This window comes from Methylobacterium sp. Leaf104, assembly GCF_001422885.1.
GTDB lineage: Bacteria > Pseudomonadota > Alphaproteobacteria > Rhizobiales > Beijerinckiaceae > Methylobacterium.
In genome coordinates, this window is the sequence record NZ_LMMZ01000023.1 from 236,125 (window position 1) to 256,863 (window position 20,739).

16 protein-coding genes are annotated in these 20,739 nt (G+C 70.2%); 4 read left to right on the plus strand and 12 right to left on the minus strand.

The genetic code is table 11. From position 1 onward, the window contains the following. Positions 1-15: 15 nt before the first annotated feature. Entirely contained in the window at positions 16-1,224 is a 1,209-nt protein-coding gene (locus ASF49_RS13665) for an acyl-CoA dehydrogenase family protein (RefSeq protein WP_431739886.1), read from the plus strand. 16 nt (positions 1,225-1,240) lie between these two features. Here the strand turns inward: ASF49_RS13665 and ASF49_RS13670 are convergent, their stop codons facing one another. The 5 genes from ASF49_RS13670 to ASF49_RS13690 all read right to left on the minus strand — a co-directional run bounded on the left by ASF49_RS13670 (position 1,241) and on the right by ASF49_RS13690 (position 8,883). Continuing rightward, positions 1,241-3,667 carry an MASE4 domain-containing protein gene (locus ASF49_RS13670; RefSeq protein ID WP_056473633.1) on the minus strand — a complete coding sequence of 809 codons (2,427 nt, stop codon included), beginning with the start codon at positions 3,665-3,667 and terminating at the stop codon, positions 1,241-1,243. A 267-nt stretch (positions 3,668-3,934) separates the two neighbouring features. Beyond that, positions 3,935-5,230 carry an MFS transporter gene (locus ASF49_RS13675; RefSeq protein ID WP_082511263.1) on the minus strand — a complete coding sequence of 432 codons (1,296 nt, stop codon included), beginning with the start codon at positions 5,228-5,230 and terminating at the stop codon, positions 3,935-3,937. A 108-nt stretch (positions 5,231-5,338) separates the two neighbouring features. Further along, the gene (locus ASF49_RS13680) at positions 5,339-6,217 is read right to left on the minus strand and encodes an SMP-30/gluconolactonase/LRE family protein (protein WP_056473636.1); all 879 of its coding nucleotides are present in this window, start codon (positions 6,215-6,217) and stop codon (positions 5,339-5,341) included. A gap of 103 nt (positions 6,218-6,320) precedes the next feature. After that, the gene (locus ASF49_RS13685; RefSeq protein ID WP_082511265.1) at positions 6,321-7,595 is read right to left on the minus strand and encodes an MFS transporter; all 1,275 of its coding nucleotides are present in this window, start codon (positions 7,593-7,595) and stop codon (positions 6,321-6,323) included. 130 nt (positions 7,596-7,725) lie between these two features. Further along, positions 7,726-8,883 (minus strand): Gfo/Idh/MocA family protein, encoded by a 1,158-nt coding sequence (locus tag ASF49_RS13690; RefSeq protein WP_056473637.1) that lies wholly within the window; start codon positions 8,881-8,883, stop codon positions 7,726-7,728. A 137-nt stretch (positions 8,884-9,020) separates the two neighbouring features. On the opposite strand from ASF49_RS13690, the gene ASF49_RS13695 reads away from it, so the two are divergent. After that, a complete protein-coding gene (locus ASF49_RS13695; RefSeq protein WP_279292519.1) occupies positions 9,021-10,073 on the plus strand; it encodes a LacI family DNA-binding transcriptional regulator in 1,053 nt (350 codons plus the stop codon). 293 nt (positions 10,074-10,366) lie between these two features. Here the strand turns inward: ASF49_RS13695 and ASF49_RS13700 are convergent, their stop codons facing one another. Next, a complete protein-coding gene (locus tag ASF49_RS13700; RefSeq protein ID WP_056473641.1) occupies positions 10,367-14,113 on the minus strand; it encodes a vitamin B12-dependent ribonucleotide reductase in 3,747 nt (1,248 codons plus the stop codon). A gap of 495 nt (positions 14,114-14,608) precedes the next feature. On the opposite strand from ASF49_RS13700, the gene ASF49_RS13705 reads away from it, so the two are divergent. Continuing rightward, a complete protein-coding gene (locus ASF49_RS13705) occupies positions 14,609-15,025 on the plus strand; it encodes an NADH:ubiquinone oxidoreductase subunit NDUFA12 (protein WP_082511312.1) in 417 nt (138 codons plus the stop codon). A gap of 140 nt (positions 15,026-15,165) precedes the next feature. Continuing rightward, positions 15,166-15,810, plus strand: a complete 645-nt coding sequence (locus ASF49_RS13710) for a DUF2155 domain-containing protein (protein ID WP_200930049.1) — start codon at positions 15,166-15,168, stop codon at positions 15,808-15,810. 19 nt (positions 15,811-15,829) lie between these two features. Here the strand turns inward: ASF49_RS13710 and aat are convergent, their stop codons facing one another. The 6 genes from aat to ASF49_RS13740 all read right to left on the minus strand — a co-directional run bounded on the left by aat (position 15,830) and on the right by ASF49_RS13740 (position 20,604). After that, a complete protein-coding gene (gene aat / locus ASF49_RS13715) occupies positions 15,830-16,498 on the minus strand; it encodes a leucyl/phenylalanyl-tRNA--protein transferase (RefSeq protein ID WP_056473647.1) in 669 nt (222 codons plus the stop codon). A gap of 139 nt (positions 16,499-16,637) precedes the next feature. Beyond that, the gene (locus tag ASF49_RS13720) at positions 16,638-16,970 is read right to left on the minus strand and encodes a hypothetical protein (protein ID WP_056473651.1); all 333 of its coding nucleotides are present in this window, start codon (positions 16,968-16,970) and stop codon (positions 16,638-16,640) included. A gap of 435 nt (positions 16,971-17,405) precedes the next feature. Then, the gene (locus ASF49_RS13725; RefSeq protein ID WP_056473652.1) at positions 17,406-17,714 is read right to left on the minus strand and encodes a hypothetical protein; all 309 of its coding nucleotides are present in this window, start codon (positions 17,712-17,714) and stop codon (positions 17,406-17,408) included. Positions 17,715-17,821: 107 nt separating this feature from the next. Continuing rightward, positions 17,822-19,177 (minus strand): acetyl-CoA carboxylase biotin carboxylase subunit, encoded by a 1,356-nt coding sequence (accC, locus tag ASF49_RS13730; protein ID WP_056473657.1) that lies wholly within the window; start codon positions 19,175-19,177, stop codon positions 17,822-17,824. A 14-nt stretch (positions 19,178-19,191) separates the two neighbouring features. Beyond that, a complete protein-coding gene (accB, locus tag ASF49_RS13735; protein WP_056474388.1) occupies positions 19,192-19,671 on the minus strand; it encodes an acetyl-CoA carboxylase biotin carboxyl carrier protein in 480 nt (159 codons plus the stop codon). Positions 19,672-19,800: 129 nt separating this feature from the next. Next, a complete protein-coding gene (locus ASF49_RS13740; RefSeq protein WP_056473659.1) occupies positions 19,801-20,604 on the minus strand; it encodes a DsbA family protein in 804 nt (267 codons plus the stop codon). Positions 20,605-20,739 lie beyond the last annotated feature (135 nt).

A 20,739-nucleotide genomic window follows, 5' to 3' on the forward strand; every position in this document is an offset into this window, starting at 1 on the left:
GCCGGGCGCGAGCGCATGGAACCCATTCCGCCGGAGCTGCTGAGCCCCTGGCGCACGGAGGCGCGGGCGAAGCTCCAGGCCGAAGCGCGGGAGTTCGCCCGGGACGTCGTGATGCCGCTGGCGGACGAACTCGATCCGCAGAAGGCGGAGATGCCCCGGAGCCTCATCGACCAGATGGCCGCCAAGGGCTGGTTCGGCATCACCATCCCGGCCGAGCAGGGCGGCCTCGGCCTCGGCGTGTTCGAATATTGCCTCGTCTCGGAGGAGCTCGCCCGGGCCTGGCTCTCGGTGGGCAGCATCCTGGCGCGGGGTCAGGGTCTCGGCACCCAGACCCTCGACCCGGAGCGTCGGCAGGCTCTGCTGGAGAGGTCGGCGAAGGGGCAATGGATCGGCGGCATCGCCCTCTCGGAGCCGACCGCCGGCTCCGACCTCGCAGGCGTGCAGACCCGGGCGGAGCGCGAGGGCGACACCTGGGTGCTGACCGGGACCAAGCGCTGGGCGGGCTTCGCCAAGGCCGCCGACTTCGTCGAGGTCCTGGCCCGGACCCGCGATCCGGAACCCGGCGAGCCGCGCTCGGCCGGGCTCGAACCCTTCCTCGTGGTCAAGGAACCGGGCACCTTTCCGCCCGGCATGACCGGCCGGGTGATCGACAAGATCGGCTATCACGGCTTCCTCACCTTCGAGCTCGACCTCGACGGGGTGCGGGTGCCGGAGAGCGATCGCCTGACCGGCCTCTACGGCGACCAGGGCGCCGACGCGGATTCCGGCGGCTTCGCCTCGGTCCAGCGCGGGCTCAACATCGCGCGGGTCCACACGGCGGCCCGGGCGGTCGGGGTCGCCCGCGCGGCCCTCGAGGATTGCCAGGCCTACCTGCAGGAGCGCGAGCAGTTCGGCCACCCGATCGGCGACTTCCAGGCCCTGCGCTTCGCGCTCGCCGACATGGCGGCCGACGTCGCGCAGGCCCGCGCCTTCTGGAACCAGGTGGCGCACCTGCTCGATGCCGGCGAACCGGCCGAGAGCGAGTCGGCCATGGTCAAGCTCGTCGCCACCGAGATGGCGGTGCGGGTGACGAACCAGGCGATGCAGCTGCATGGCGGCAACGGCTACACCACCGAGCGGCGGGTGGAGCGCTACTGGCGCGACGCGCGCCTGACCACGATCTTCGAGGGGACGAGCGAGATCCAGCGCCGGATCATCAGCGACCGGATGCTGCCGAAGCCCTGACCTGCGGGAACGGGCGTCAGCGCCCGCCCATCACCAGCCGCAGCTTGTCGGCGAGATCCTCGCGCCGGTAGGGCTTGCTGAGGAGCGGCAGATCGACGGGCACGCCCTGCTCGCCGAGGGCGGAACCGGTATAGCCCGAGGCGAGCAGCACCCGCAGCCCGGTGCGCAGGGCGCGGGCGTGGGTCGCGAGTTCGACCCCGTTCATGCCCCCGGGCATGACCACGTCGGAGAACATGATGTCGATGCGCTCCGGTCCTTTCAGGCGCTCGAGCGCCTCGGCCGCGTGGGTGGCGGTCAAGGTGCGGTAGCCGAGCTCCGACAGGCTCTCGACGGCCATCTCCAGCACCGCCGCCTCGTCCTCGACGACGAGGACGACCTCGCCCTCCGCGGCCCGGCGCAAGGGGATAAGCGCGTCCGCCCGCGGCGCCTCGGCCACCGGCTGGGACGAGCGCGGCAGGTCGATGGTGATCGTGGTGCCCTGGGCCGGCACGCTCGCGACCCGGACCTGCCCCCCGCCCTGGCGGGCAAAGCCGTAGACCTGGCTCAGGCCGAGGCCGGTGCCCTTGCCGACATCCTTGGTGGTGAAGAACGGCTCGAACGCCCGGGCCGCGGTGGCCGCATCCATGCCGAGGCCGGTATCGCCGACGGAGACGCGGACGTAGTCGCCGGGCGTCAGGTCCGGCCAGGCCGCCCGGCGCTCGGGGGTGACGGCGAGGTTTTCGGTCCGGATCGTCAGGGTGCCGCCGCCCGGCATGGCGTCGCGGGCATTGACCGCGAGGTTGAGGATGGCGCTCTCGAACTGACCGGGGTCGAGGCGCACGGGATCGAGGGCCGCGTCGAGGTCGAGGACGAGGCCGACCGTCTCGCCGACGGCCCGCTGCAGCAGGCCCTGGAAGTCCTTGAGCAGATGGTTGGGATTCACCGTCTCGGGCCGCAGCACCTGCCGGCGCGAGAACGACAGCAGCTTCTCGGTGACCTCGGCTCCACGACGGGCCGCCGTCATCGCCGAGGTCGCCAGCCGCTCGACCCGCTGGGCGTTGTCGGGCCGGCGCACGATCATGTCGAGGTTGCCAACGATGACCGTGAGGAGGTTGTTGAAGTCATGGGCGACGCCGCCGGTCAGTTGGCCGATCGCCTCCATCTTCTGCGCCTGGCTCAGGCGCTGCTCGGCCTCGCGCCGGTCGGTGATATCGATCACCACGCCCGCCATGGTGGCGGGCGTGCCGTCCGCGTCGCGGCGGAGCCGCCCGCGGACGTCGATCCAGCGCTCGGCGCCGTCGCCCGCCCGGGTGATGCGGCACTGGAAGCAGAGGGTGGTCTCCGCCTGCGCCCGCGTCAGCGCGGCCTCGGCGGCGCAACGGTCCTCGGCGACGACGTGGGCGAGGAATTCGGCGAGGCCCCAACGCGGCAGCAGGCTGTCGTAGCCGAAGATCCGGTCGTGACGCGGGGTGCGCACCGACTCGCCCGTCTTCAGGTCGAGGGTCCAGTTGCCCATGTCGGCCGCCTCGAGGGCGACCGTGACGTTGTCGCGGGCGATCTCCAGCTCCGCGCGCTGGCGTTCGCTCTGGACCGCGGCGGCCTCGGCGGCGCCGTAGAGCACGTCGACCTCACGCAGGTAGACGGCCAGGACGACGATGCCGGCCGCGAGGGCTTCCAGCCGCCCGGCGAACCAGCCGACCGTGCCGCGTGCGGCGCCCGGCAGGGTGATGACATTGTCGAAGATCAGCAGGAGGAGCGAGACCGCGAGCCAGAGCTGCAGCACGCTGCGCAGGCGCGTGCGCCAGCACAGCGTGGCGAGGGCCGTCACCGTGAGGAGCACCACGGTCGGACCGACCCCGGAGGTGGTCAGCAGCCAGTAATTGTCTCCCTCCACGCTACGCGGCAGGTACGCGACATACGCGGTGACGAGCCAGGTCAACGCGACGACACCGACGGTGACTGCCAGAGCCGTCAGGATCCCGACGCGACCGACACGGGGATGCGGCACGAGACGGGGACGCCGGTCGCCTTCCATGATCGCGTAGGGCAGGGCGAAGAGCGGCGGTCCGATGTGCCACAAGGTCCAGAGCCAGGTGGTGGTGTCAGGCCCGGCGCCGACGAGGCGCCCCGGACCGAACATGCCGGGAAAGCTCAGGAGCTGTATCGCGACGATCTGGGTCGTGTAGAGGCTGCCGGCGGCCAGGACCAGGAGCGGAACCGAGCGCGTGCGCCGGTATTGCGCGAAGAACAGGTAGGTGGTGACGGCATAGACCGTGATCAGCGCGGCCTGATAACTCGGAACGAAGCCCGGCATCGCCCCGACCGGCTCGGCCACGATGGGCAGGAGCGCGAGCGTCAGCAGCCCGAAGGCCGCCGCGACGGCGACCGCGAATCGCCTCTGCGGCGCGGTGGTGCCGGCGTCCGCGAAAGTGGAAAGGCCTGGACCGCCAGCGAAATCCGGCACGATGGGGCTCCTGGCCGCGCGTCGTGGGCGGATCGCCCGGCCGACAGGACCGCCTCCGGTCTAGCATCATCCTTCCTGTCGCGACACGGTGCGCCCCAGTCCGGAGGACATGGCGGCCGCGGAAAGCCGCGTTCCGTTGCCCCGGCGTGACAGGAGATCCTCCGCGCGAAAGCGGTGGCGTCGGCATGATCGCTCCGCCCGGTACACCATCGTACCGACGACCCCGGCCGAAGGCGCATCGAACCGGCGGACCTGTCCCTAGCGCGATCAGCCCGGCCGGTCGGATCCGGCGGGTGTGGCGGCGCCCGGCGCACGTACGACGCGGGCGCAAACCAGGAACAGCGCCGCGACGCCGAGGGCGACGCTGGTCGGGGACACCGCCGCCGCGAGGCCGCCCGCGAGGGCCGAGCCGGCGACGTCGCCGAGGTTCATCGCCGCCATGTAGATCTGGAACTGCGTGGCGGAGGCGCGTCCCGCGCGGCTCGCCAGGAGCACGGTCGGCAGCAGGGCGACGTAGAGGAGGGCCGGCACGACGCTGGCCAGGCCGAGGATGACGGGACCGGTCGCGGCCTCGAGCCCGGCGCCGATCAACCCGGCCGCGGCCGCGAACGCCAGCGCGCAGGCGAGGAGGAGCGCGCGGAAGACCGGCCCCGGTCCGACGCGATCGACGGCGGTGCCGACGCCCGCCGCGCCGAGGGTTCCGGCGAGGAGCGCCAGCAGCGCCTGCAGCCGCGAGAGGGCGCCCGCATCCCAGCCATGGACCTGCACCAGCGCGACCCCGAAGGGCACCTGGAACAGCGCGAGGGCGAAGTCGACGGCGAAGCACAGCGCCAGCAGGATCGCCGCGTCCCGGCTCCGGAAGGCGGCGACGAGCCGGCGCACGAAGGAGACCGTCTCGTCCGTCCGCGACGCGCCAGCCGGGCGCCTTGGACCGCGCCACTCCAGCGCGAAGACCCGGTCGTCGGGCGCCTCGCGCACGAGGAGAGCCGTGAGCGCCGGCGGCGTGGTCAGGCAGACGAGGGCGACGGTCGCCGCGAAGAAACCGCCGGCGTCGAGGATCCAGGCGAAGATCGCGGTTCCGGCGGCGCTCCCGATGACGAAGCCTGCCCGCGTCCCGGCGCTGGTGCGGCCCAGCTCGCCGGGCGGGACGCTTCCCGCGATCATCCGGTCGGTGGCGGTGTCGGCGAGGGAGGCGGCCAGGCTGTGCAGCAGCAGCACGAGGCTGACGGCCGTCAGGCCTGGGCTGGCCCCGAGGAGGAGCAGGCCGGCGAGGCTCGCCTGCGCGCAGGCCAGGGCGAGGACGAGCCATCGGCGATACGGCCCCATGCGATAGGGCGTCTGGCGATCGATCAGCGGCCCCCAGAGCAGCGGCTGCAGCACCCAGGGCAGGCCGACGATCGCGAGGTGGCGGCCCACCTCGGTCGCGGAAGCACCGGCGGCGGCGAAGTGGTTGGCGAGCGCCGTGAGGGCGAAGCCGGCGACGATGCCCTGGTAGAGGTAGAGCAGCGTGAAGAAGATGAGCCGCCAGCGCGTATCCCGCAGGCTCGGCCGCCACGGGGTCATCGGCTCGATCCTCGTGTGCCCCTGACGCGTGTCGGTTCCCTTATCCGAAGCACCCGGCGCGCGTCACCCCGCCGGACCGGTACCTGCGAGGCGCCGGGACCGCTGGTCTCAGGCGGAGAGCCGGAAAGCGGGCTCCAGGAGGCCACGCACGCCCACGGGTACCAGCAGGGTGCGCCCGTGCTCCGGATCGGCTTCGCGCTCCTCCGGCGTCATGCCCTCATAGGCGCTGGTGACGAGGAGGTGGTCGAGGCCGGGGCCGGCGAAGGTCGGGCAGGACGGACGCGTCACCGGCAGGGGGATCGTCTTAAGCCGCGCGCCCTCCGGGCTGTAGGCGTCGAGGCAGGACGCCCCCCAGCGGGCGCACCAGATCCGGCCCTCGGCGTCGATCGCCGCCCCGTCGAGCCCTCCCGCGCCGCCGCGATGATCGTAGAGCGTCGCGGGCTCGCCCGCCGGCAGGCCCGTACGGGGATCGAGGGCGACGCGCTGAAGCAGCCCCGCCGCGGTGTCGGCGAAGTAGGCGGTCGCTCCGTCGGGCGAGAAGCAGATGGCGTTGGGGATCGTGAGGCCGCCGTAGAGGCGGGTCACGCGCGTCCCGGCCACGTGGTAGATCGTGCCACGCCCCGACTCGGCGTCGCGCCCCATGGTGCTGATCCAGAGGGCGCCGCAGGGATGGACCCGGCCGTCGTTGGACCGGGTGCCGGCCTCCTCGACCTCCAGCGGGCAGAAGAGGGTCAGCGCGCCGTCCTCGAGCGTGCGGAGATGGAGACCGTCCTCGGCCGCCAGGAGCTGGCGGCGCTCGTCGACGGCCGCGACCGCGCTCGCCATGACGGGCAACGCGTAGGACCGGGCGGTCCCCCCGGCGAGGGGCGCCGCGAACAGGCGCCGCTCCAGGATGTCGACCCACCAGGCGGTGTCGGTGCGCGGATCGTAGCAGGGACCCTCGCCGAGGTGACAGCGGGGCGCATCCAGGATCATGATGCCGACCATATCGGTTCCTCTGCGATGCGCTGCCCCGGGACGCCGAGGCGTCGGCCGCTTCGCCGCCGTGGTAACCCGGCGGCGCCTGGTCGGCCACACGGCACTTCCCCGCTCACGGCCCTGCCGGGGCCGCCCGGTCGCCACCGCGGGGTCCGGCGAGGACCGACGCGGCCCAGGTGGCCAAGCCCCCGAGAGCCAGGGCGACGCCGACCCAGCCGGTCGCGGGCAGGCCGAACCCGGCCGTGAGGGCGAGGCCGGCGAGCCACGGCCCGAGGGCATTGGCGACGTTGAAGGCGGAGTGGTTGAGGGCGGCGGCCAGGGTCTGTGCATCCTCGGCGACATCCATCAGGCGGGTCTGCAGGATGGTGGCGAGGCCGCCCCCGCAGCCGATCAGGAAGACGACCGGTCCGAGGGTCCAGAGGCTTCCGGTGGCGAACGGATACAGGGCGAGCGCGCAGGCGCTCCAGACCAGGGTAGCCCCGGCCGCCGGCATCAGTGCGCGGTCGGCGGCCCAGGCGCAGACGAGGTTGCCGACGGTGAGGCCGAGGCCGAACAGGGCGAGCACCGGCGGGATCGCGCCCGGCGACGCGTGCGTGACCTCCAGCATCGTCGAGGCGAGATAGGTGTAGACCGAGAACAGGCCGCCGAAGCCGATGGCGCCGGTGGCCAGCGTCAGCCAGACCTGGCCGCGCCGAAGGGCGCCGAGCTCCCGCAGGGCGCTGGCACCCCGTGCCGGCTCACCCAGCGGCGCCTGGATCCGCACCAGGATCGCGGTGCCCGAGGCGAGGAGGGCGACGAGACCGAAGCTCCAGCGCCAGCCGACGAGTTGGCCGATGCCGTTGGCCAGCGGCACGCCGACCACCGTCGCGACGGTCAGGCCCGCGATCACGCGCGAGACCGCCTGCGAGCGACGCTCGCGCGGCACGAGGGAGGCGGCGACCAGGGCCGCGACCCCGAAATAGGCCCCGTGCGGAAGGCCCGCGAGGAAGCGGAAGGCCAGCAGCCACGGGTAGCTCGGCGCCAGCGCCGAGAGTCCGTTGCCGAGGGCGAACAGCACCATCAGGGTGACGAGGAGGGTGCGCCGCGCGATCCGGGCCGCCAGCACCGCGATGACGGGTGCGCCCACCACCACCCCGAGGGCGTAGGCGCTGATGACGTGGCCCGCCGTGGCGGCATCGATCCCGAGATCGGGCGCGAAGGCCGGCAGCAGGCTCATCGCGGCAAATTCGGTGGTTCCGATGGCGAATCCCCCCGTGGCCAGCGCGACGAGGACGAGGGTCGGGTTCGGCCCGGGCGCCGGCGTGACCGGTGCGCCCTCCGCGGCGCCCCCGGCATCGAGCGGGGCGGTCCCGGGGAGATCGACCCTGGGGAACTCTACGAGGCTCATCGGCCGGCCCCGGCGAAGCGCAATGGATCGGGCTGGGCGCAGCCCTGCGACAGGCCCCGCTCGGGCCTCGGATAGGCGATCATGTCTCGTCGGATCCTTCGGGGGAGGCGGGTTCGAGGTCGGGCCGCGGTCAGTTCTTCGGCACCTTGCCCCTGCCCCTGCCCGGATTCGAGGTGTTCACGAGCTCGGGCGATGCCTGTGCCCGCAGGGTCTCGCGCTGGGCCTCGGTGTCGATCCGTCTGGTCCGCGTGAACGGCGCCAGTGTGATGGGTCCGCCGGTCTTCAGGGCCTCGACGATGCCCTCCAGAACCCGCACGTCCGCGTAGCCCTCCTCGCCGTCCGGCTCGGGATCCCGGCCGTTCAGGATACAGTCCGAGAAATACTTCAGTTCCCCACCGAAATGGTCGGTGTTCTTGAAGCTCTCATGCGTCTTGCTTTCGCCGAGGGTGACGGTGTGCTCCAGCGGCTTGCCGTACATGTAGCCCGGATTCACCTCGACGCTGCCCTTCGTGCCCACCACCGCATAGGTGTCGAGGGTGTTGCCGACGTAGGAGAGAGCGAACTGCGCGAGGCGGTTGCCGGGGAAGCGCAGCGTCACCGCGACCGTGTCGTCGAAGTCGCCGAGGCCCGCCTCCGGGTGGCGCACACCGACGGCCGAGACCACCTCGGTCGGCTCGTCGCCAAAGACGTAGCGGGCGGCGTTGACCGGATAAGGGCCCATGTCGAAGACCGGTCCGGCCTCGACGCTGCTCTTCGCGCGATGGTTCTCGGGCGAGACCATCTGGGTGAAGGTCGAGGTGAAGGTCAGCAGCTCGCCGAGTTTCCCTGAGCGGATCAGGTCGATGGTCGCGAGGGTCGCGGGCTCGAAGTGCAGCCGGTAAGCGACCATCAGCTTCGCCGCGGACGCATTCGCGGCGTCGAGGATCTCTCGGCATCGCGCGGTCGTGACCTCCAGGGGCTTCTCGACCAGCACGTGAATGCCCGCCTTCAGGGCGGGGATCGCGAACTCCGCGTGGCGCCAGTTCGGCGTGGCGAGGTAGATCGCGTCGATCGTGCCCGAGGCCAACAGGTCGCCGAACTGGTCGTAGGTGTAGGACTGGTCGACGCCGTACTGCTCGCCGACGCCGCGCGCCTTCTCGGGATCGCCGGTGACGAAGGCGACCACCTCGGAATTGCCGGTTTGCGCCACCCCCGGCAGCATGGCCTCCTGGGTGATGTCGCCGAGGGCCACGAAGGCGTAGCGGACCTTCCTGCCGGAGGTCAGGCCGAGGGCGGATGCGAGGCTCATGGGGTCTCCGGGCGTGCGGCGGGCGAGCGGATCGAGCCGGAAACGCCTCGCCGTGACCAGACCGCTGAAGGGATGCGTGTCCCGTCAACTGTGCCCCGCTGCGAATGTTGCATAGGGATGCAGTCCAGCGCACATGGATGCCCTGCGCCGCATGCAGGACGCGCCGGAGAACGCGACAGGTGACCAGGCAGCGTCCGCCCTCATCGATCGCCGTCGCCCGGCTGGCGGGGGTCTCACAATCGGCCGTGTCGCGGACGTTCACGCCGGGCGGCATCGTCTCACCGGCGACGCGCGCCAGGGTTCTGGCGGCCGCCGAGGCGCTGGGCTACCGGCCGAACCTCCTGTCGCGCTCCCTCACCACCGGACGCTCCGGGATCGTCGCCGTGGCGGTGGGTGGCCTCTCCAACCCCTTCCACGCCATGGCCCTGGAGAGCTTCGCGTCCGGCCTCCAGCGGATGGGACGGCAGGTCATGCTGGTCGTCGTCGCTGACGAATGGGCCCTCGGCTCGGCCGTGGAACTGTTGTCCGGGTATCAGGTCGATGCGGTGCTCAGCTCGCTCTCGGTGAACGCGGCCGACGTCGCGGACGCCCTGACGCGCTTCGCCGTGCCGATCGTGACGATGAACTCCTCGGTGACGACCCGCTTCGTCCGCACGGTGGCGGCCGACGATCACGGGGCGGGGATCGCGGTCGCGAAGCACCTGCACGCGCAGGGCGCACGCCGCTTCGGCTACATCGCGGGCCGAGCGGGCACGCTCGCCCAGGAGCGCCGCGAAGCCGGCTTCCGGCAGGGCCTGGCGGAATTGGGCATCACGCAATGCGCACGGGCGCAGGGCGACCACCACCATGGCGGCGGCTGCGCGGCGGTGCGCGCGATGTACGGCGCGGCCCGGAAAACGGGCTCGGCGACGGGACTGGACGGCCTGTTCTGTCTCAACGACCTGACGGCGATGGGCGCTATCGACACCCTCCGGGACGCGTTCGGCCTGCGCTGCCCGGAGGACGTACTGGTCGCCGGCTACGACAACGTCGCGGCCTCGGCTTGGCCGCCCTATCGCCTGACCACCGTCGATGTCGGGCTCGACCGGATCGCGGAGCAGGCCTTCGCCCTGATGGAGGCGGCGGAGGGCGAACCGTCCGAAGTGCTGGTGACGCCGCAACTGGTCCTGCGGGCGAGCACCCGGCGCTGACGGAGCGCGGCGTATCTCGACAACCAGCCGACGCTTATCCGGGATCGCTGGCCATCGCGAAGGTTCTGCGCCCGAGCCCGAGATCCGAACGGCGGCGCGCTCCGGGTCTCGAGAGCCGCTCCGTCACGAACCGGGACCCCTGCCTCCGGAGCACGCGGTTCGCCTTGGGGTGGGGGCTGCGGGACCTCGATCCCGCATCCTGTGGCCCGGGCGGCCAAACCTTTGGCCGCCCGGATCGTCTCAGATCGCTTCCGACCGCGTTGCCTCGGCCCACGGCATCGGGCGGATGCCTGCTACGAGCAGCCGGTCGTCGAGCCGCAGGTGTCGCACTTCAGGCAGGTGCCGTTGCGGACGAGCGTGAAGTTCGCGCATTCCGGACAGGCCTCGCCGACATAGCCCTTCATCTTCGCCTCGGCACGGCGGTCGGAGACCGTCCGCTCGGGCTTGATCGGATCGGGCTTGGCGAAGGGGAGGGCATTGACCAGTGCCTCGGCCTGACCGGCCTGCATCGGCTCGGCCTTCAGCGCCGTGGCACCGCGCAGGGCGTGGACCACCCCGCCGGCCGGGGCGGTCTGGCCGGAGGTCGCCGCACCGACCCCGACGGTGCCGCCGGCCGGGCCGCCCTGGATCAGGGTGAGGCGGTCGGCCGAGCCGCGGAGGAGACCGCGGGAGACGACGCTGGCCGCCGTGGTCTCGGACTTGCCGGGCTCCCGGGTGGTGTCGGTCTCGCCGCCGCCGATCACGGTGCCGCCGATCTCGGACGGGTTGACGTGGGCGAGGTCGGCACGGCCGAGGTAGGACACGGCCAGCTCGCGGAACACGTAGTCGAGGAGCGAGGTCGCGTTCTTGATCGCGTCGTTGCCCTGCACGAAGCCCGCCGGCTCGAAGCGGGTGAAGGTGAAGGCCTCGACGTATTCCTCCAGCGGCACGCCGTACTGGAGTCCCAGCGAGATCGCGATGGCGAAGTTGTTCATCAGGCTGCGGAAGGTGGCGCCCTCCTTGTGCATGTCGATGAAGATCTCGCCCAGGCGCCCGTCATCGTACTCGCCGGTGCGCAGGTAGACCTTGTGACCGCCGACGACGGCCTTCTGGGTGTAGCCCTTCCGGCGATGGGGCATCTTCTCGCGGGAGCGGATGCGTTCGACGCGCTCGATCACCCGCTCGACGATCTTCTCCGCGACCTGCGCGGCCTTGGCGGCGGCAGGCGCCGCGATCAGCGCCTCGACCATCTCCTCGGCATCGTCGTCCTCGTCGGCGATCAGGGCCGAGTTCAGGGGCTGCGACAGCTTCGAGCCGTCGCGGTAGAGGGCGTTGGCCTTAAGCGCCAGGGTCCAGGACAGCTTGTAGGCGTTCTTGCAATCCTCGACGGTGGCGTCGTTGGGCATGTTGATGGTCTTGGAAATCGCCCCCGAGATGAAGGGCTGCGCCGCCGCCATCATGCGGATGTGGCTCTCCACCGAGAGGTAGCGCTTGCCGATGCGGCCGCACGGGTTGGCGCAGTCGAACACCGCGTAGTGCTCCGGCTTGAGGAAAGGAGCTCCCTCAAGGGTCATGGCACCGCAGATATGGGTGTTGGCCGCCTCGATGTCCTTCTTCGAATAGCCGAGGAAGGGCAGGATCTCGAAGGTCGGGTCGGCGAGCTTCTCGGCCGGGACTTTGAGAACGTCCTTGAGGAAGTCGTCGCCCAGGGTCCAACGATTGAAGACGAACTTGATGTCGAAGGCCGACTTCAGGCCCGCCTCGATCACCGCGAGCTTGTCGTCGGTGAAACCCTTGGCGCGGAGCGACCCGGGATTGATCGCCGGGGCCTGGCCCATCGAGCCGTGGCCGACCGCGTAGGCCTCGATCTCGGCGATCTCGGATTCGCGGTAGCCGAGGGTGCGCAGGGCGTCCGGCACCGCGCGGTTGATGATCTTGAAGTAGCCGCCGCCGGCCAGCTTCTTGAACTTCACCAGGGCGAAGTCGGGCTCGATGCCGGTGGTGTCGCAATCCATCACGAGGCCGATCGTGCCGGTCGGCGCGATCACAGTGGCCTGCGCGTTGCGGTAGCCGTGCTCTTCGCCGAGCTGCAGGGCGCGGTCCCAGGCGAGCTTCGCCCGCTCGGCGATGTCGGCCTGGGGCACGTTGGCGAGGTCGAGCGGCACCGGAGCGATGGAGAGGAACTCGTAGCCCTCCGCCTCGCCGTAGGCGGCGCGGCGGTGGTTGCGGATCACCTTGAGCATGGCGTCCGCGTTCTCCTCATAGGCTGGGAAGGCCCCGAGTTCGCCGGCCATCTCGGCGGAGGTGGCATAGGCCACGCCGGTCATGATCGCGGTCAGCGCACCGGCCAGCGCCCGGCCCTTGTCCGAGTCGTAGGGCAGGCCCATGCTCATCAGGAGGCCGCCGATATTGGCGTAGCCGAGGCCCAGCGTGCGGTAGCGGTACGAGAGCTCGGCGATCTCCTTCGAGGGGAACTGCGCCATCATCACCGAGATCTCGAGCACGACCGTCCAGAGACGGTTGAGATGCTCGAAGGCGGCCACGTCGAAGTGGTTCGAGGCGCGGTCGTACATCGTCAGCAGGTTGGCCGAGGCCAGGTTGCAGGCGGTGTCGTCGAGGAACATGTACTCGGAACACGGGTTCGAGGCCCGGATCCGCCCGCCCGCCGGACAGGTGTGCCAGTCGTTCATCGTGGTGTTGAAGTGCAGGCCCGGATCCGCCGAGGCCCAGGCGGCCTCGCCGATCTTCTCCCAGAGTTCGCGCGCCGGCAGGGTCTTCGTGGTCTTGCCGGTGGTGCGGGCCTTCAGCTCCCAGGACGCATCGTTCTCGACGGCGCGCAGGAAGTCGTCGGTCAGGGAGACCGAGTTGTTCGAGTTCTGGCCGGCCACCGTGAGGTAGGCCTCGGAATCCCAGTCGGTGTCGTAGACGGGGAAGTCGATCTTGGTGAAGCCCTGGCGGGCGAACTGAATCACGCGCTTCGTGTAGGAATCCGGCACCGCATCCTTGCGGGCGGCCTTGACGGCCTTCTTCAAGACGGGGTTGCGCTCGGGGTCGAAGCAGGCGTCGCCCTCGGCCTCGCACTGGGTGCAGGCCTTCATCACGGCGGTGAGGTGCTTGGAGACGATCTTGGAGCCGGTGACGAGGGCGGCGACCTTCTGCTCCTCCTTCACCTTCCAGTCGATGTACTGCTCGATATCCGGGTGATCGATGTCGACGATGACCATCTTGGCCGCGCGCCGGGTGGTGCCGCCCGACTTGATCGCGCCGGCCGCCCGGTCGCCGATCTTGAGGAAGGACATCAGGCCGGAGGACTTGCCGCCGCCGCCGAGCTTCTCGTTCTCGCCGCGCAGCAGGGAGAAGTTCGATCCGGTGCCCGAGCCGTACTTGAACAGGCGCGCCTCGCGGACCCACAGGTCCATGATGCCGCCCTCGTTGACGAGGTCGTCCTGCACGCCCTGGATGAAGCAGGCATGCGGCTGCGGATGCTCGTAGGACGAGGCGGACTTCGTCAGCTCACCGGTGCGGTAATCGACGTAATAGTGGCCCTGCGCCGGGCCATCGATGCCGTAGGCCCAGTGCAGGCCGGTGTTGAACCATTGCGGCGAGTTCGGCGCCACCATCTGCCGGGCGAGCATGAAGCGCAGCTCGTCGAGGAACGCCGAGGCGTCCTCCTCGGAGGTGAAGTAGCCGCCCTTCCAGCCCCAGTAGGTCCAGCAGCCGGCGAGGCGGTCGAAGACCTGCGTCGAGGAGATCTCGGAGACGTAGCGCTCGGCCTCGGGCAGTTCGGCCAGCGCGGCGAGATCCGCCTCGGAGCGCCACAGGAACGACGGCACGTCGTTCTCCTCGACCTTCTTCAGGGCCGCGGGCACGCCGGCCTTGCGGAAGTACTTCTGCGCGAGCACGTCGCTGGCCACCTGGGACCAGCTTTCCGGTACCTCGATCCCGTCGAGGCGGAAGACCGTCGAACCGTCCGGGTTGCGGATCTCGCTCAGGGTCTTGCGAAAGGGGATCGTCGCGTAGGGGGATTGTCCGGCCGTGGTATGGCGCCGCTCGAACCGCATGGAACCTGTCTCCCGAGCCGCCTGGTAGAAGCGCGGCGCCGTGTCGAAGAATGCTGAAGGCACACGTCCGCGAACGCCGCGAAGCGCTGGAACGGGTATCGAAAATTCGGTGATCCGCCGGTGACGCGACAGCCTCGGCGATGATCCGAAGGTATGCCGGCCGGGGGTCTCACGTCAATAACTAGTGTGCCGGCTGCATGTTCCTGGCTAGATGTAGTGGGTCATGTCTTAATCCTGTGGATATCGCCGGGCGGTTCGTAAGTGCCCTTTCGGCATGGCGGATTCCGACGCGAAAAATTTTCTCCCCACAGGGTGCACCCGGCGCTGCACCGGTTGGGCCATGGTTAATGCCGGCGGTGTGGGATTTCCGCCGCATTCGCTGCCGGCCCGTCGCGTCGCGGAGCCGCCGCGCGACTGGACTTCGGGGATGCGCCTCACCATAGTCCGCGCCGATACTCGATGGCGGGGCGCGGGCGCCCCATTCAGGCGAACGCGATGGCTCTCAAGGACACGCTCCTGCGGATCTTCACCTGGTGGAACGGGCAGACGATGTCGCTCGCGCTCTACACAGCGCGCAGCGGACAGCGCGTCGGCACGGACGATCTCGGCAACGTCTATTACCGCGCTCAGGGACCGCTGATCGACCGCTCGGTGGGCACTGAGCGGCGCTGGGTGGTCTATAACGGCTATGCCGATGCCTCGAAGGTGCCGCCGGGCTGGCGCGCCTGGCTCTGCCACAACGGCGACGTGCCCCCGAGCGAGCAGGACTACGTCCCGCGCGCCTGGCAGAAGCCCCACGTGGAGAATCTCACCGGCACCAGCGGCGCCTACCGGCCGCGCGGCTCGCAGCTGAACGTCGGCCAGCGCCCCGCCGCCACCGGCGACTACGTGCCCTGGAGCCCGGGCAACTGAGGGCAGGGCTCCCGATCGGGGCCGGCCCTTTTTCCACCAATCTTCGCGCGCTTAAGAACACCTCGCGTCGTCGTGCCCGCCCGGGGCGCCAGCGAGGAGGGTCGCCCGTGAGCCACAGCACAGCAGGATCGTCTCGCTCCGTGATCAAGCGCCTCCTCCTCGCGTCGGTCGCGATCGGCCTGTGCAGCCTCCCGGCGGCCGCCGACAAGATCAAGAACCCGACCGCGGTGTTCTCGGGCCTCGACAAGATCACCGGCCGCATCGTCTCCTTCGAGGTCGCGGTGGACGAGACGGTCCAGTTCGGCGCGCTGCAACTGACGCCGCGGGTCTGCTACAGCCGCCCGCCGACCGAGAGCCCGAAGACCACCGGCTTCCTCGAGGTCGACGAGGTCACCCTCGACAACAAGTACCGCCGCATCTTCACCGGGTGGATGTTCGCCGCCAGCCCGGGCCTGCACGCGATCGAGCATCCGATCTACGACGTCTGGCTCGTCGATTGTAAGGGTGGTTCCGACGTCATCGCCGAGGCCCGCGAGCAGGAGGACATGCCCGCCATGGCCGCGAAGCCGGAGAAGACCCGGCGCCCGAAGAGCGGCCAGGACGCGACGCGCACCGCCCAGCAGGTCAACCCGAACGGCCAGGTGGATGTCGAGGCGCCCCGCGGCGTCCCGGTCCAGCCCAAGCAGAAGCCTTCGCGCAAGTTCTTCCCGTCGAACGAGGGACCCGCCCCGGCTCCGCCGCCGCAGCAGCAGCCGCAATCGCTGTTCGACGCGCTGTTCCGCTAGAACGGGCCCGCGTCGCACTCTAGCCATGGGCCAGCGCATCCAGGGCCTGCTGCCCGCGCACGGACCCGTCGCCCGGCCACACGTTCCAGTCCGCCGGCAGGACGATCGCCTCGGCCAGACGTCGCTTGTAGACGTGGCGCGGCAGTTCCTCGGCCCCGAACTGCATCAAATGGTCGGTCACGAACTGCGTGTCGGCGAGGCGGTAGCCGCCCGCGCGCAGGCGGGCCACGAGGTGCACCAGGGCCACCTTCGAGGCGTCGCGCACGGTGTGGAACATGCTCTCCCCGAAGAAGGCGGCCCCGAGGGAGACGCCGTAGAGGCCGCCGACCCGGTGTCCGTCGAGGAATACCTCCACCGTGTGGGCGTGCCCGGCATCGAACAGGGCTCCGTAGAGTTCGCGAATTCGGCCGTTGATCCATGTCCGCTCGGCATCGCCCCGCGGCGCGGCGCAGCCGGCGATGACCGCATCGAAATCCCGGTCGGTCCGAACCTCGAACACGTCCGAGCGCACCGTGCGGGCGAGCCGCTTGGCGACGTGGAAGCCATCGAGGGGCAGGACGCCCCGCGCCCGCGGCTCGACCCAGTAGATGGCCGGGTCGTCGGCATCCTCCGCCATGGGAAAGATGCCGGCCGCATACGCCTTCAGCAGGATCTCGGGCGTGATCTCGACGCGGTCGCCATCGTACATGGTCCGATTTTGAAGCGGCGCCGCACGGAAGGCCAGAGGCAGGCAGGTCGCATGGCCGTCCGAAGACACGAAAAAGGCCAGACGCGAAAAAGGGCGAGGCCTCGCGGCCCCGCCCTCGCATCCCGGATCCGGATACCGCTCAGAAGTTCGGGCCGCCCGAAGTGGTGCCGAGGTTCGGAACGATCCGGTTCGGCTGCTCGGCATTTCCGCCCTTCGCCGAGTCCTCGAAGATCGCCTCGCGGTTGGTGGTGTAGGGTGCCTCGACCACGGAGCCCGTCACGTCCATGTCGAGCCGGCCGTCGGCGTTGCGATAGCCGCCATAGACCGACGGGTTGTCGATCGGGCCACGGGTCGTGCCGCCGGCCTGCGGGAAGGCCCGCTCGGGCTGGCCGACATTGCCGGACGGCGACTGCGCGAGGGCGGCCGAGGCGATCAGGGACGCGGCAACGAAGGTGAGCGTGAAGGTGCGCATGGAAGTCTTTCGGACGTTCGATCGTTAGGAAAATTCGGTCGCTGGTGGAGAGAGGCTCGCTGGGCCGCGAAGCCGAAACCGTCTCCGCCCGACCGACGTGGTGGAAGAAGTCCTGACCGAACAAAGCGTTCCGGAAGGTCCTTTGCTGGCAATCGGTCGCAGCGTGACGCCCTGGAAGAGTCTGAGATCATTCCCATGCGCCCGGCGATCGCCCTCGAAAAGCTCAGTTTGGAACCGTGCGACCGAGGCTTGACCGCAAAAAGATACCGCTCAGCTCATGGTCGCAGTCATTCACGCGCAACTCGGTTGTGCGCAATCGCACATCCGGTACCCGGCATGGGTCGTTGATTCAGTGAGATCAAGAAAAAAGCCGGCCCGTTTCGGGGCCGGCTTCGTGGGGTCGTCGATCGTGGCAGGGCGGAACCGGCCTTGCGCTCAGCGGGCGGGGCCGCCGGAAGTGCTGCCGGTGTTCGGGACGCCGCGGTTTGTGTCGTTGGCGTTGCCGCCCTTGGCCGAGTCGATCGCGCCGGCGCCAGGGACCATGCCGCGCTCGCCGACCGGCGCCGTCGCGGCACCCGGGTTCGGGGCCATGTCGCGGGTCGAGGGATTGTCGATCGGACCGCGGGTGGTCCCGCCGGCCTGCGGCACGGCCCGCTCGGGCTGGCCGACATTGCCGGACGGCGACTGGGCAAGGGCGGGACCGGCGAGGAGAAGGCCGGCGAGGAGAGGGATCGTCAGGCGCACGGGAGAGTCGTTCCTTCGAATGCGGCTCGGCCGATGCGGAACACACCGCCGAGCCTGTGAGAACGCAGGGAAACGGGTGTGCGCCCGCCCTGTTCCTCCCCTGACGCTCAGGGCTCGTCGAGGCCGCCGTCGGCGAGGAATCCCTCGAGCCAGTGGATGTCGTAGTCCCCGTTCTGCACATCCGGGTTGCGCACGAGGGTGCGGAACAGCGGCAGCGTGGTGTCGACGCCGTCGACCACGAACTCGTCCAGCGCCCGGCGCAGGCGCATCAGGCATTCGTTGCGGGTGCGCCCGTGCACGATGAGCTTGCCGATCAGCGAATCGTAGTTCGGCGGGATCCTGTAGCCCTGGAACACCGCCGAATCGACCCGGACACCAAGGCCGCCGGGCGGATGGAAGTAGGTGATCAGGCCGGGCGACGGACGGAAGGTCGCCGGATGCTCGGCATTGATCCGGCACTCGATGGCGTGCCCCTCGACCCTGATCTCGTCCTGCGTCATCGACAGCGGCAGGCCGGCGGCGACGCGGATCTGCTCGTTCACGAGGTCGATCCCGGTGATCATCTCGGTGACCGGATGCTCGACCTGAATGCGGGTGTTCATCTCGATGAAGTAGAAGTTCCCGTCCTCGTAGAGGAACTCTACGGTTCCGGCGCCGAGATACTGCAGTTCCTGCATCGCGCGGGCGCAGATCCCACCGATCTCGGCCCGCATCTCGGCGTTGAGGGCCGGCGAACCGCCTTCCTCCCAGACTTTCTGGTGCCGGCGCTGGAGCGAGCAGTCGCGCTCGGCGAGGTGTACCGCGTTGCCGCGCCCGTCGCCGAGCACCTGCACCTCGATGTGGCGCGGCTTCTCCAGGTACTTCTCCAGGTAGACCGCATCGTCGCCGAAGGCCGCCTTGGCCTCGGTGCGGGCCATGCCCAGGGCCTGTTCCAGATCGGCCTCGCTGCGGGCCACCTTCATGCCGCGGCCGCCGCCGCCGGAGGCCGCCTTGACCAGGACCGGGTAGCCGATCTCGGCGGCGATCCGCTTGGCCTCCTCGGGATCCTCGACGCCGCCCTCGGAGCCGGGCACGCAGGGGATGCCCAGGCGCTTGGCGGTGCGCTTGGCCTCGATCTTGTCGCCCATGATGCGGATGTGCTCCGCCTTGGGACCGATGAAGCCGATGTTGTGGTGGGCCAGCACCTCGGCGAACCGGGCGTTCTCGGAGAGGAAGCCGTAGCCCGGATGGACCGCGTCGGCGCCGGTGATCTCGCAGGCGGCGATGATCGAGGGGATGTTGAGGTAGCTGTCGCGGGCCGCCGGCGGCCCGATGCAGACGCTCTCGTCGGCGAGGCGCACGTGCATGGCATCGGCATCGGCTGTGGAGTGGACCGCCACCGTGGCGATCCCGAGTTCCTTGGCCGCACGCAGGATGCGCAGGGCGATCTCGCCCCGGTTGGCAATCAGGATCTTGTCGAACATGGGTGCGGCCCTGCTCACTCGATGACGAGGAGGGGTTCGCCGAACTCGACGGGCTGGCCGTCCTCGACGAAGACGGCGGTGACGGTACCGGCGCGGGGCGCGAGGATCTCGTTGAAGGTCTTCATTGCCTCGATGAGCAGGAGCTTGTCGCCCGCCGCGACCGTCGAGCCGACATCGACGAACAGCTTCGCCTCCGGCGACGGCCGACGATAGGCGGTGCCCACCATCGGGGAGGGGACCGAGCCGGGATGTCCGGCGCCGGCCTTGCGGTCGAGGCCGCCGCCGGGACCGGGGACCGGGGCAGCGACGGCGGCCATCGCGGGAGCCGGAGCCGGCGCGGGAGCCGCCACCTGCACCTGGACCGCCTCGATGCGGCGGGCGACGCGGATGCGCAGATCCCCCTTCTCGACCTCGATCTCGCTGAGATCGGTCTCGTTGATGAGCTTGGCGAGCTCGCGGACGAGCTCCGGATCGAAGGGGTCGTTCTTGGACATCGGCTCCTTGGGCATCGGCTCGGTCGTCTTCAGGTCAGGCGCAGGGCGCGGCTCGTGTCGCTCGGAGATGTCGACGCCGCGCGGAACACGCAAGGCGGCGTCGGCTCGGATCTTCGTTGAAGGGTCGGCTCAGCAGCTGGCGTGGCCGCACTGGCGGACGTCGGTGATCGTCTTGCGGATCGGCTCGATGCCGACGGCGCCGGGGATGATCTCGTCGCCGATGATGAAGGCGGGCGTGCCCGACAGGCCGAGCTTGTCGCCGAGGCCGACATTCTCGGAGAGGGCGGCCTTCACCTCGGGACCCTGCGCGTCCTTCGTCAGGCGGGCGACGTCGAGGCCCATCTCCTTGCCCACGGCCAGCGCCCGCTCACCGTTCACCCGGCCCTTCGACTCGAGGAGCTTGGTGTGGAATTCGAAGATCTTGTCGCCCTTGAGCTGCTGCTTGGCGGCGAGGGCGATCTTGCTCGCCTCGAGGGATTCGGCGCCGAGCACGGGGAAATCCTTGAGCACCACGCGCAGCTTCGGGTCGCCCTTGATCAGGGCCTGGATGTCCGTGAGCGCCTTGCGGCAATAGCCGCAATTGTAGTCGAAGAACTCGACCAGCGTGACGTCGCCGTTCGGGTTGCCCGCGACGACGCCGTGGGGCGAGTTGACCAGCGCCTCGCGGGATTCCTTGAGGGCCGCCGACTGCGCCAGCTTCTGGGTCTCCTGCTGGCGGCGCTCGCCCTCGGCGATCGCCTCCTGCAGCACCTCGGGGTTCCTGACGAGGTAGTCCTTGATGATCCCCTCGATCGCCTGGCGCTGCGGATCCGAGAAGACGGCGGCCGGGGCGGTCTGGCCCGGCGTGGTCTGGGTCGGGGTGGTCTGCGCCACCGCGGCGCCGAGGGTGCCGGCGAGGATCGTCGCGGAGAGCAGGGAACGGAAGAGAGGCATACGTCCTCGCGGGGCGGGACCGGTCAGGCGTGGGCCGGCCATCAGGGATCGTCGTCGGTGCGACATGCGGTTAGCGGCCGGGTTAGGCGTTTTCGCGGCGGCCGGTCAATCACCGAATGGTGGGTTTGGCCCCGG